Origin of the sequence: Frankia nepalensis, from assembly GCF_016786325.1 — a bacterium.
Classification (GTDB): domain Bacteria; phylum Actinomycetota; class Actinomycetes; order Frankiales; family Frankiaceae; genus Pseudofrankia; species Pseudofrankia nepalensis.
Genome location: NZ_JADWYU010000394.1, coordinates 1 through 12,206, shown reverse-complemented (window position 1 = coordinate 12,206; position 12,206 = coordinate 1). Strand labels below are relative to the sequence as shown.

Genomic DNA, 12,206 nt, shown 5'->3' with positions numbered 1-12,206 from the left:
CGTGCCGCCCGGGCGAGCGCCGGGCGGCACGGCCGCGTCGGTCGCTCAGTCGAAGAAGCCGTGGATCCGCTCGATCTGGCCGTCCTTCAGCCGGACGAAGTCCCGGCCGCTGGCGACCGGCGCGCCTCCGTCCGGGCCCGCGGTCCAGTCGAACAGCGCCGTGTCGTGGTGGAATTTGACGGCGCCGAGGACGAAGACCAACTGCGGGGCCTGCTTGCGGAACTGCCCGATGTACGCGTTGATCCTGTCCCGGCCCGGGACCTCGGCGGTCGGGTCGGTGTAGAGCGCGTCCTCGGTGAAGACCTCGGCGATGCCGACCGCGCGGGCGGCGTCGTCCGTCTCGTTGAAGACCTCGATGTACCTCTGCAGGATTTTGGTGACGGCGTCGCTCATTGCTCGTCCTTTCGGAGTCAAGGTGAGCGCGCAGCACAGGCAGCATTCCCAGGGAACAGCGTTCCCAGAGAACGGCCTTCACAGGGAATGCGTCATTCCCAGGGAGTGCACTGTTCACGGGGAACGCACGACTTACGGGGAACACACGACCGAGAGGGTCGCCGCAGCAGACGCCGCCTACTCTACACGCTCTGGGTACACCTCTGGTGACGGAACCGGTCAGCCGGCGGAGGTCAGCGCCACCGGGATCTCCCGGTAGCTGCGCTGGGTGATGGCGCCGTTGGTCGGCGGGTTGGGGTCCAGCAGCTCGGACCCGAAGCGCCCGAGCAGCACGTGCAGGCCCACCTCGCTGATCATCTTGGCGATCGGCGCGGCCACGCAGTAGTGGATGCCGAACCCGAAGCCCACGTTGCGCGGCCCGACCCGGGCCAGGTCCAGCGTGTGCGGGTTCTCGAAGGCCTCCGGGTCGCGGTTGGCGGCGGCGTTCAGCATGTAGATCTCGTCACCCGGCTCGAGCGCGACGCCGCCCACCTCGGCGGGCTCCAGGACCATCCGCTCCAGCAGGTGCACGGTGCCGTCGAAGCGCAGCAGCTCCTCCACCGACCGGTCGCCGTGCTCCGGGTGGGCCACGTAGTACGCGCGCTGGTCCGGGTGCTGCATCAGCGCGACCGCCGACAGGCCCAGCAGGGCCTGCGGGGCGGCCCAGCCGGCCAGGAAGACGTTGGCCACCGTGGTGATGATCTCGATCTCGTTGAGCCGGTCGCCGGCGTCCTCGACCCGGATCAGGTCCGTGACCAGGTCGTCCCTGGGGTTCGCCCGGCGGTCGGCGATCATCTCAAGGGTGATCTCCATGACGCCGTCGCGCACCGCGTTGCGCTGCGCCACCGCGTCAGGGGTGAGGGTGAAGCCCGGGTCGAGGCCGCGGCCGCCGTCCCGGCCGTAGCCGATGCATCGGTCCGTGTACTCGTCGGGCACGCCGACCAGCGAGTTGACCGACCGGACGGCCAGCGGGCGGGTGAACTCGGCGGCCAGGTCCCACCGCCCGTCGCCGTGCTTCTCCCGGGCGGTGGTGAGCAGCTTGACGGCGATCGCCTCGATCACCGGGCGCATCCGCTGCACCACCTTGGGGGTGAAGGCGCGGTTGACCAGTGCCCGCAGCCGGGTGTGGTCCGGCGGGTCCATGAACATGAGGGCGTCGCGCTCGCCCGCCGGGGTCGGGATCTTGGCGTCCTGCGCGCCCAGGCCGTCGCCGTGGCCGAAGCGCGGGTCACGCAGGACCCTGTTGACCTCCTTGTAGCTCACGACGGCGACGCCCGCGTCCGTCGGGTGCACCGCCCCCTGCTCCAGGAGCCTGGCGTACATCGGGTAGGGGTTGGCGAGGAACTCGGGGTCCATCGGGTCGTAGGGCAGGACCTTCGGCGGCCTGTTCTCGGCGGCCGGCGTGCCGGCCGACAGCACAGCCTCGGACATACGCGGGTCTCCTTGCGGATCAGGCCGCGAGCAGCTCGACCGGCAGGTCGAGCAGCACGGCGTGCTTGTTGTAGGGGGTACGGGCCACCGGGCCGGTCAGCCGGATCTCGGCCACCTGGCCGGCGAGCAGTTCGAGCAGCGGGCGCAGCACCAGCCGGCTCGCCTCGCCGCCCGCGCAGTCGTGGGCGCCGGAGCCGAAGGACAGGTGCGGGTTGGGGTCCCGGCGGATGTCGAAGGTGTCGGGGCGGGTGAAGACCGCCTCGTCGCGGTTGGCGGAGGGCCACCAGAGGGTGACCTTGTCGCCGGCCCGGATGGTCTGCCCGTACAGGTCGACGTCGCGGGTGGCGGTGCGCCGGTTGTACGGGTTGGGCGGCGCCCAGCGCAGCATCTCCTCGACCGCGCCGGGCAGCAGCGCGCGGTCCTCGCGCAGCGCCCGCCACTGCCCGGGGTGCTCGGCCATCGCCAGCAGCCCGCCGGCGAGGACGTTGCGGGTCTGCTCGTAGGCGTGCATGAGCAGGACGAGGTAGTTGTGTTCGCGCTCGTAGTCGGTCAGCGGCACCTCGCCGCTGTCGTCGGCGAGCCGGCCGTGCGCGAGCAGGGAGCCGAAGTCCCGGCCCGGGTCGCGCCGCTTGGCCGCCAGCAGGTCCTTGAAGTACCCGCCCATCGCCTGCACGGTGGCGAGCGAGGCGGCGTCCGTGAGGCCGGTGCGGCGGTCGGCCAGGCCGACGACGGCGTGCACCCAGGCCGACAGCCGGTCCAGGTCCCGCGCGGGAGCGCCGAAGAGCCCCGCGATCGCGCGCAGCGCGAGCGGCTCGGCCAGCTCGTCGACGAGGTCGCCGCGGCCGCGGGCGAGCAGCGGGCCGAGCAACTCGGCGGCGTGGCCGCGCAGCTCGTCCTCGCGCAGCAGCGTGGTGCCGCCGGTCAGCGACGGGGTGATCATGTCCTTGAGCGCCTGGTGGCGTGGGTCGTCCATCATGGGGAGCAGCACGCCGGCGTGCACGCCCCTCTCCATGTCCTCCAGGTGGGTGCCGCCGCCGCCGCGGCCGCCGCCGCCCTCGGCGGAGAAGGCCGGGTCGGCCCCCGCGGCCGCGATGTCCGCGTGGCGGCTGAGCACCCAGAAGCCCTCGCCGTCCGCGCTGTTCACGCCCGGCGGGTGGTAGAGCAGCGGGGCCTGCCGGCGCAGCCGGGCGAACAGCTCGTAGGGCAGGCCGTCGGCGAAGCGGGCATGGTCGGTCAGGTCGAAGGCGCCGAGGACGTCCGGCAGCTCGACCCCGGGCAGTGTCGTCACAGGGACTCCTTGGCGGTCAGCCAGGCGCGGCTGATCCTGGCGTAGTCGGGTGCGTCGGGCTCCTGCTCGGCGGCGAGCCGCCGGGTGAGGTCGGCGACGCGGAACCCGGCCGCCGTGGCGTACACGTCGGCCAGGTCCTGGGCGGCCGCGTCGCCCGACCGGGCCGCGCGGCCGAGCACCGCGCAGATGCCGAACAGCTCGGTGGCGAGCTCGCCGACGAGGATCACCGCCTCCTGCCGTTCCCCGGGCCCGGCGGGGGCGCCGCGGCGGTCGGTGAGCCGGCGGCAGGCGCGGTGCAGGTGCTGGAACACCCCGGCGGCGGCGGCCAGGTGCCGGCGGTTGGCCGCGGACAGGTCGGCGCCCGTGAGGTCGGGCAGCGAGATCCCGCCGTCGGCCCCCTTCTCACCCGGGCCCTGGTAGCGGGCGAGCACGAGCTGCCCGGCCCGCAGGTCGTTCACGTAGTCGACGTTGCCGACGGTGCGCAGGACGCGCGCGTCGCGGTGGTACCGCTCCACGGGGTGCGCCGTCGCGCCCCGGCGGCGCTTGCTCTGCGCGGTCTCGATGCCCTCGCCGCCGAGCAGCGCGACGGCGCGGTCGCTGGCCCGCCAGGCCAGGACGGTGGCGAGGTTCTTGGTGACGTAGAGCTCGAAGGCCCGGTCCTCGGGGCCGGGATCCACCATCGTCCAGCGCACCGCGCTCTCCACGGCGAACTCGGCGGCGAGGATGCCCGCGACGATCCGCTGGACCTTGTCGTACTCGGCCAGGCCGCGTCCGTCGATCCGGCGCCGGGCGAGGAACTCGGCGCAGTACTCCAGGCAGTTGCGGATGACGGCCAGGGAGCCGGACGCCGCGAGGGCGGCGCGGCCGTAGAGGCCCCGCAGGGCGATGGCCCGGGGCAGGCGCGCGGCGCCGTCACCGAGGATCGCGCGTTCCCTGGGCACCCGCGCGTCGGTCAGCCGGAACGAGGCCGACAGCCCACCCAGGCCGATGAAGTCGTTCGGCGCGACGACCTCGAACCCGGGGGTGTCGGTGGTGAGGAAGAAGACGCCCGCCCGCGGCCCGTCCGGCTCCGTCACGGTCGCGGAGACACCGAGCAGGTCGGCGATGCCGGCGTTGGCGATGAACAGCTTCTCGCCGCGCAGCAGATAGGCGGAGCCGTCGTCGGTGAGCGTCGCGGTCGTGCCCGCAAGTGTGTTGTTCTGGCCCGCGGGGTCGGTGTCGCCGAATCCCGACACGCTGCCGGCCGCGATCTCGGCGCGCAGGAAGTCGCGCAGCGGGCCGGCCGGCACCGCCGGGAGCAGGGCACTGGCGGCGATGCCGTTCTGCACGCACAGCATCTGCCCGACGCCCATGGACCGGCGGGCGGCCCGCACGACGACCCGGACGAGGTTGTAGGGCGACAGCCCACGGCCGCCGAGCTCCGCCGGGGCCGTCAGCTGGAAGTAGCCGCGGTCGCGCAGCTCCTTCAACAGCCCGTCCGGCCAGACGCGCGTGCGGTCGAGCTCGTCGCCGTCCACCCACGCGTCGATGAAGGGGCCGAACTGCGCGAGGAGCTCGTCTCCCGCGGCGGTCTCCCGCGGGCCCGGCTCCGGGAACGCGGCGAACAGCTCCCAGGGGAGCCGTCCCGAGGCGAGCGCCTCGATGAAGCTGCGCGGTGAGGTCTCGCCGGCGGTGGCGCTGCTCATGCCGGCTCCCCTCCTCTCTCGTCAGATCCGATGGGGCCAGGTCAGGCGGTCGCGGTCTCCGGAGCGGCGATCAGCTGGGTGAGCAGGCGTTCCAGGCGGTCGAGCCCGCCCGGTTGGGCGCCGGAGGCGGCGACGTAGCCGTCGGGGCGCAGCAGCAGGAACCCGGACGTGGTCCGCCGGCGGAAGTGCTCGTGGCGCACCGCCGTGCCGTGCGCCTGGGCCAGGCGGCGGCCGCGGCGCGCCAAGGCGGAGTCGGCGCGGCCGACGGTCAGCAGGCGGAAGCCGGGCTCGGCGCCAGGAGCGGCGCCAGGCACCCAGCGCGGCAGACGGGTGCCCGGCAGCGGCAGCCCGAGCAGGGCCAGCCCGAGCAGGGCGCGCAGCCGGCGCCCGGAGCCGCCGTCCCGCGCGAGCAGCAGGGCGTCCGGGTAGTCGACCCGACGGCCGGCGAGCAGCGGGACGAACCAGCGACGCAGCACCCCGGTGGCGCCGAGCAGGTTCCACGAGGCGTTCTGCACCCGGGAGGCGATCGGGCCGAGGGTGAACATCTTGATCATCCAGTGGGTGGTGCTGACGATCTGCCGGGCGGCCCGCAGGCGCTCCGGCTCGTAGGTGTCCAGGATCGCGGGGGCGTACCGGCCGTTGATGACGCCGGCCAGCTTCCAGGCCAGGTTGTGCACGTCCTGCAGGCCGAGGTTGAGCCCCTGGCCGCCGACCGGGGTGTGGGTGTGGGCGGCGTCGCCGACCAGGAACACCCGCCCCCTGCGCATGCCGGAGGCGATCCGTTCGGCGGTGGCGAAGGTGCCGAGCGTGTCCAGCTCGGCGACCCGCAGATCGCCACCGGTGCGCTCGTCCAGGAAGGCCTGCACCGCCTCGGCGGTGAGGGAGAAGCCGGGCGCCAGCACACCGGAGGCCCGGGTCCTGCCACCGGGCATCGGGCCGACGACGGCCGAGCCCGCGGGGCCGAGGTAGTAGTGCATGGTGCCGGGGCGCAGGTCGCTGTCGATCCGCCCCTCGGCGAGCAGGAAGTCGAGGGGCAGCCGGCTGCCGGGGAAGTCGATGCCGACCTGTTCGCGCACCACGCTGTGCACGCCGTCGGCGCCGATCAGCCAGTCGGCGTGGACCAGCTCCGTGACGCCGCTGGGGCCCTCGGCCTTCGCGGTCACGCCGGTGGCCGTCGGTTCGACGGCGGTCACCCGCGCACCGCGCTCAACCCGGCCGCCGAGGCGCTCCAGGGCGCCTTCGAGCAGCTCCATCGTCTGCTCCTGGGGCAGCATCAGCGGCTCGTGGTCCGCGCCCAGGGTCACGGTGAGCAGGCGGCCGCGCAGGTGGTAGATGTTGCTGTGGATGCGCACGCCGCGGCGCAGCGCCTCGTCCAGGACTCCGACGCTGCGCAGTACCTCGAGGCCGAGGGGCCACAGCTGCACGGCGCGGGAGCCGACGGCGCGGTCCTCCCTGGCCTCCAGGACCCGTACCGGGACCCCCTGTTGCAGCAGTTCGCAGGCCATGGCCAAGCCACACGGCCCGGCGCCGACGACCACGACGGAGCCGGCGGCGCGGTCGGGCGGGGGCGAGGTGCTTTCGGTCATGCGAGGTGCTCCTTCGTCTTGCCGGTCGCGGTGCCGACCGGGGCGGGGGCGGCCAGCCAGGGCCGGACCAGCCGGGCGGTCGCCGCGGCGTGCCGCGCGAGCAGGGAGAAACGGTCACCGGGCGCCCGGACGGCGCGGTGCGCGGCGGGCCACGGCGGACCGGCCGCGCGGCCCGCCGCGCGCACCAGCAGGGTGGGCGTGCGCAGCGGCGTGGGCGGGAGACCGGTGAGCAGCGGGACATAGGCGCCCAGGGCGGTGAGCCAGGCTTCGTCGTCCGGCTGCCCGAGGGATTCGCCGTCCGGGCGCGGCGCGTCGGGGAGATCCAGCTCGGCGGTGATCACCGGCGCGGTGTCCAGCAGGACGAGGCCGGCGGCCGGGCGGCCGGCCGCCTCCAGCCGGGCCGCGACGGCGTGCGCGAGCAGCCCGCCGGCGGCGTGGCCGACCAGGACCGCCGCGCCCGGTCGGGCCTGGCGGCCCAGCGCCGCCGCGGCGGCCTCGGCCACCGCGTCCAGCGTCCGCGGCACCCGCTCGCCGGCGCGGAAACCGGGCAGGGCGAACGCGGTGACGTCGTGGCCGCCGTCGAAGTGCGCGGCGAACCGGGTGAACTGCCCGGGCGCGGCGCCGCCCAGCGGGCTCGGGAAGCAGAACAGCGCCAGTGCTCCTTCGGCGCCGCGCGCCAGCCGGACCGTCCCCGGCAGGTCATGCTCCTCGGCCGGGTCGGCGAAGGACGGGCGGTAGCCGGCCAGGCCGGTCAGGAACCGGACGAACTCGGCGGTGCGGCCCTGCGCCCGGGCCCGCCGGAACAGCGGGCCGATCAGGCCGAGACCGACGGGCGCCTCCGGCGCGCCCTCGGCCGCGGCGGGCCCGGTACCCGGTCCGGCGGTGGGGCCGGCGGCGGAGGCCGGGAGCAGTTCGGCGCGCAGCCGGGCGGCCAGGGCGTCCGGGGTGCCGTGTTCCAGGATGGCGCGGGCGGTAAGCCGGGCCCCGGTGGCGGCGGCGAGCCGGTTGCGCAGCTCGACCGAGGTGAGGGAGTCGAACCCGAGCTCGGTGAACAGGCGCGCGGGGTCGACCGCGGTGGTGGCCGCGTGGCCCAGGACGGTGGCGATCTCGCGGGAGACGAGGCCGAGCAGCGCCTCCTGCTGCCGGGCGGGGGCGAGCTCGGCCAGGCCGGCGAGGAACGCGTCCGGAGCGGGCGGGCCGTCCGGCGCGCCGGGCCTGGCCACCTGGCGGCGGGCCGCCGCGACCTCGGGGATCTCCGCGAGGAGCGCGGCGGGCGCGGCGGCGCCGTGCGTGGCCAGGTAGTCCGGCCAGCGCACGTCGGCGACCAGTGCCGTGGTCTCGCCGCGGGCCAGCGCCGCGTCCAGGGTGGCCAGCGCGAGGTCGGGGTCGAGCGGCGGGATGCCGCGCCGGGTCAGCCGGGCGGCGCGGGCGGCCTCCTCCCGTTCGGGGGCGTCGGCGTCGGGCCACACGCCCCAGGCCACGGACAGCGCGGGCAGCCCCTGGGCGGCGCGGTGCGCCGCGAGCGCGTCCAGGTATGCGCCCGCGGCGCCGTATCCGCCGAGGCCGAGCGCGCTGCCGAGCGTTCCGGCGAGAGTGGAGAACAGCACGAAGGCGCGGATGTCGCGGTCGCGGGTGAGGTCGTGCAGCTGCCAGGCGGCGGCCGCCTTGGGCGCGAGTACCTGGGTGAGCTGCTCTGGCGTGACGTCTTCGAGCGTTCCCTCGCCGCGCGGGTCGGCGGTGTGGACGACGGTGGTCAGCGGCATGTCCGCGGGCGCGGCGGCCAGGGCGCGGGCCAGCGCCTCCCGGTCGGCCGGGTCGGCTTCGAGGAACGTCGAGCCGGCGCCCAGCGCGGCGAGCTCGGCCGCCAGCGCGGCGGCCCGGTCCGGATCCGGACGCCCGGTGCTGGTCAGGACGAGGTGCCGCGCGCCGGCGCGGGCCAGCCACCGGGCGACGTGCGGGCCGGCGGCCGTCAGGCCCTCGGTCACCAGCGCCGTGCCGCTCGTCGACCAGCCCGGCTGGGACCGCCCCGGGGCGCCGCGGCCGTCCGCCGCCGGCCCCGTCCGGTCCGCCGCCGCGCGCACCAGCCGGCGGGCGAACACCCCGGTACCCCGCACGGCGAGTTCGCGTTCCGCGCCCTCGGCGTGGCGAGCGGCGGCCAACAGCAGGGCCAGCCGGTTGCCCGCCCGTGCGTCCAGCCGCGCCGGCAGGTCGATCAGCCCGCCCCACAGCGCCGGGCTCTCCAGCGCGGCCGTCTGGCCCAGGCCCCAGATCTGCGCCTGGGCCGGGCTGCGCAGCGGGTCGCGCGGGCCCGTGGAGACCGCGCCGCGGGTGAGCGACCACAGCCGGGCCTCGGTGCCGAGGGCGGCCAGCGCGCGCAGCAGCGTCACCGTGCCGGCCACCGCGGCGCCCGGCACGCCACCGGCCGCGGGGTCGCGCGGATCCCCAGCCGTGGGCAGCAGCGACACCACGCCGGCGGCCCGCGCCGCGCCCGCTTCCTTGAGCCGGGTGGCGAGCCGGTGCGCGTCGGGATCGTACGGGTCGACGTCGACCCGCCGTATGCGGGCGCCGTGGCGGGTGAGCGCCGCCGCGACCGCGTCCGCCTCGCCGGCCGCCGCGGGGGCGACGAGCAGCCAGTCGCCCGTCAGCACCGCGGCGTCGGGCTCCGGCAGCGGGCGCCACGCGGTCCGGTAGCGCCAGGACGCCAGCGTGGCGCGGATCCGCTGGTCACGGCGCCACGCGGTGAGCGCGGGCAGCAGTTCGCGCAGCGCGCCGGCCCCGGATCCGCCGTCCAGCCGGAACGCCCGCGTCGCGCCGGCTTCGTCCCCGTCGTCGACGGCGTCCCACAGCGCGGTGAGCGCGGCCCCGTCCGCCACCCGTACGACGGCGGCGGGGGAGGGCTCGAACCAGTAGCGCCGCCGCCGGAAGGCGTACGTGGGCAGGTCGACGCGGCGAGCGGCGGCGCCGGCGAAGGCGGGTCGCCAGTCGACGGGCAGTCCGTTGGTCCAGGCCTCGGCGAGGGCGGTGTTGAGGCGCTCGGGGCCGCCGTCGCCGCGGCGCAGGGTGCCGAGAGTGCGGACGGGGGCCGGGGCGGGGCGCGATTCGGCGGTGTGCTCGATGGCCGCGGTGAGGACGGGGTGGGCGCTGATCTCGAGGTAGGTGTGGTGGCCCTGGTCGATCAGGGTGTGGATGGTGGGGGCGAAGGCCACGGGGTTGTGGCAGTTGTCGTACCAGTAGTCGGCGGTGAGCTCGGGCCCGGCCAGCAGGGTGTCGGGGCGGGTCGTCGAGTACTGGGGGATGGTGGCGGGCCGGGGCCTCAGGAAGGCGAGCTCGCGCAGGAGCCGGTCGCGCAGGGGTTCGACGCGGGGGCTGTGGGAGGCGACGGTGTCGGGGATGATCCGGGCCCGGATGCCCCGGGTGGTGAGGATGTCGACGAGGTGGGTGAGAGGTTCGAGGTCGCCGGCGACGGTGGTGGCGGTGGGGGAGTTGACGCCGGCGATCCACAACTGGTCGGGGTGATGGGCGAGGTGGCTGGCCAGGTCCTGGGCGGGCAGTTGGACCGAGGCGACGGCGCCGTGGCCGGCGAGGTGGTCGGCGAACAGCCGGGAGCGGATGATGATGATGCGGGCGGCGTCGTCGAGGGTGAGGGCGCCCGAGACGTGGGCGGCGGCGGCCTCGCCCTGGGAGTGGCCGATGACGGCGTCGGGGTGGATGCCGTGGTGTTGCCAGAGGCGCGCCAGCGCGATGTTCAGGGCGAAGGTGACGGGTTGCAGGACGTCGATGCGGGTGACGGGCGGGGCGCCGGGCGCGGCGCGCAGCACGGCCTCGACCTTCCAGGGCACGTGCTGTTCGATCACCGCGGCGCAGTCGCGCAGGTGCTGGGCGAAGACGGGGCTGGCGTCGAGCAGCCCCAGGGCCATGCCGGGCCACTGAGTGCCCTGGCCGGGGAACACGAACACGGTCTTGCCCCGGTCCCGCGCGGTCCCGACGACCACGTTCGGCGCTGACCCGTCCCGCGCCAGCACATCCAGGGCGGCGGTCAGCTCGGCGCGGTCCGCGCCGAGGACGACCGCGCGGTGGGCGAGGGCGGAGCGGGTGACCGCCAGCGACAGCCCGACGTCCGCGAGGGCCGGGGGCGGGTCGCCGGCCAGGAAGGCCCGCAGCCGGGCGGCCTGAGCCCGCAGGGCGGGCCCGCCGGCTCCGGACAGGCTCAGCGGAACGGAGACGGGCTGCCGCGGCGCCGCCGTCGCGGCCTCGGGCTCCCGATCCCGGCCCGGCGCCGGTTCGTCCGGGCCGTCCGGGCCGTCCGGGGCCTGCTCCAGGATGACGTGGGCGTTGGTGCCGGTGATCCCGAAGGCGGACACCCCCGCGCGGCGCGGCCGGCCGGTGCTCGGCCAGGGCGTGCGGCGGGTCAGCGGGGCCAACGGGCCGCCGTCCCAGTCGATCCGCGACGACGGCTGGCCGGCGTCGCGCAGGGTGGGCGGAAGTTCGCCGTGGCGCAGGGCCGTCACCGTCTGGATGACGCCGGCGAGGCCGGCCGCGGCCAGCGTGTGGCCGAGCCGGGACTTCACCGTCCCGACGAGCAGCGACCGGTCCGCCGGCCGGCCGGGACCGTACGCCGCCGCCAGCGCGGCGGCCTCGGCCAGGTCGCCGGACACGGTGGCGTCGCCGTGCGCCTCGACCGCGTCCACGTCGGCGGCGGTCAGCCGGGCGTCGGCCAGGGCCTGTTCGACGACGAGCCGGCGCGCCCGGCCGGCCGGCGCGCCGGGGCCGCCCTCCTGGTTGACCGCTGAACCGCGCGCCACGGCCAGCACGGGGTGGCCGTCCCGGCGGGCCGCGGAGAGCAGCTGGATCGCGATGACGCCCACCCCCTCGGCGAGCGCGGTCCCGTCGGCGCCGGCGGCGAACGCCCTGACCCGGCCGTCCGGGCTCAGCGCGCCGCGCCGCCCGAGATCGGTGAAGGCGCCGGGCGTGGCCAGCACCGTCGCGCCGCCGACCAGCGCGAGGGAGCACTCCCGGCGGCGCAGCGCTCCCAGCGCGAGGTGCAGCGCCACCAGGGACGTCGAGCAGGCGGTGTCCACGGTGACCGCCGGGCCCTCCAGGCCGAGGACGTACGACACCCGGCCGGACAGCACGCTGCCGGCGAGGCCGGTCAGCCGGTAGGGCTCGATCTCGTCGCTGGGGTCGGCGACCACGAGGCCGTAGTCCTCGGTGACGCGGCCGGCGAACACGCCGGTGTCGCTGCCGCGCAGGGACGTCGGGTCGATTCCGGCGCGTTCGAGCGCCTCCCAGGAGGTCTCCAGCAGGAGCCGCTGCTGCGGGTCCATCGCGAGCGCCTCGCGTGGTGAGATCCCGAAGAACTCGGCGTCGAACTCGGCCGCGTCCGGCAGGAACCCGCCCGCGCGGACGGCGGGCGGGCCGGGCCGCCCGGGCGGGCCGGCGGACGGCTCGGGCACCGCCCAGCCCCGGTCGGCGGGGAAGCCGGTGACCGCGTCATCGCCGGTCAGCAGGAAGTCCCACAGGTCCTCGGGCGACCGGACGCCACCGGGAAAGCGGCAGGCCATGCCGATGATCGCGATCGGCTCGGAGCGGGCCGCCTCGGCATCCTCCAGGCGCCTGCGCGCGTCGTGCAGCTCGACCGTCGCGCGTTTGAGGTACTCCCTGAGCTTCTGCTCGTCTGACATCTGCTCCGTGATCTTTCTGGGCGGTCCGGGTACCGGGGCTGGTTCGGGCCTGGCGGACGCGGCGCGGCCCCGCCCCGCCCCCCCCCCCCCCCCCCCCCCCCCC

At 76.2% G+C, this 12,206-nt stretch carries 6 protein-coding genes; all 6 read right to left on the bottom strand.

Annotated features, from left to right (window positions below; genetic code table 11):
* Window positions 1-45: 45 nt before the first annotated feature.
* The 6 genes from I6A81_RS42635 to I6A81_RS42610 all read right to left on the bottom strand — a co-directional run bounded on the left by I6A81_RS42635 (window position 46) and on the right by I6A81_RS42610 (window position 12,103).
* The gene (locus I6A81_RS42635; RefSeq protein WP_203006912.1) at window positions 46-393 is read right to left on the bottom strand and encodes a nuclear transport factor 2 family protein; all 348 of its coding nucleotides are present in this window, start codon (window positions 391-393) and stop codon (window positions 46-48) included.
* A gap of 219 nt (window positions 394-612) precedes the next feature.
* Window positions 613-1,863, bottom strand: a complete 1,251-nt coding sequence (locus I6A81_RS42630) for a cytochrome P450 (protein ID WP_203006913.1) — start codon at window positions 1,861-1,863, stop codon at window positions 613-615.
* Window positions 1,864-1,882: 19 nt separating this feature from the next.
* Window positions 1,883-3,151, bottom strand: coding sequence for a cytochrome P450 (locus tag I6A81_RS42625; RefSeq protein WP_203006914.1), 1,269 nt, complete (start codon window positions 3,149-3,151; stop codon window positions 1,883-1,885).
* Window positions 3,148-4,836, bottom strand: coding sequence for an acyl-CoA dehydrogenase family protein (locus I6A81_RS42620; RefSeq protein WP_203006915.1), 1,689 nt, complete (start codon window positions 4,834-4,836; stop codon window positions 3,148-3,150). Before I6A81_RS42620 ends, I6A81_RS42625 begins: the two co-directional genes overlap by 4 nt.
* A 41-nt stretch (window positions 4,837-4,877) precedes the next feature.
* Entirely contained in the window at window positions 4,878-6,422 is a 1,545-nt protein-coding gene (locus I6A81_RS42615) for an FAD-dependent monooxygenase (protein ID WP_203006916.1), read from the bottom strand.
* Window positions 6,419-12,103: a type I polyketide synthase gene (locus I6A81_RS42610; protein ID WP_203006917.1), complete on the bottom strand. Its 5,685-nt coding sequence runs from the start codon at window positions 12,101-12,103 to the stop codon at window positions 6,419-6,421. The genes I6A81_RS42615 and I6A81_RS42610 overlap by 4 nt, the downstream gene beginning before the upstream one ends.
* Between the last annotated feature and the right edge of the window lie 103 nt (window positions 12,104-12,206).

Coding starts and splice junctions, on each gene's coding strand:
- I6A81_RS42635 (WP_203006912.1), bottom strand. CDS start 393: ATGAGCGACGCCGTCACCAAAATCCTGCAGAGGTACATCGAGGTCTTC.
- I6A81_RS42630 (WP_203006913.1), bottom strand. CDS start 1,863: ATGTCCGAGGCTGTGCTGTCGGCCGGCACGCCGGCCGCCGAGAACAGG.
- I6A81_RS42620 (WP_203006915.1), bottom strand. CDS start 4,836: ATGAGCAGCGCCACCGCCGGCGAGACCTCACCGCGCAGCTTCATCGAG.
- I6A81_RS42615 (WP_203006916.1), bottom strand. CDS start 6,422: ATGACCGAAAGCACCTCGCCCCCGCCCGACCGCGCCGCCGGCTCCGTC.
- I6A81_RS42610 (WP_203006917.1), bottom strand. CDS start 12,103: ATGTCAGACGAGCAGAAGCTCAGGGAGTACCTCAAACGCGCGACGGTC.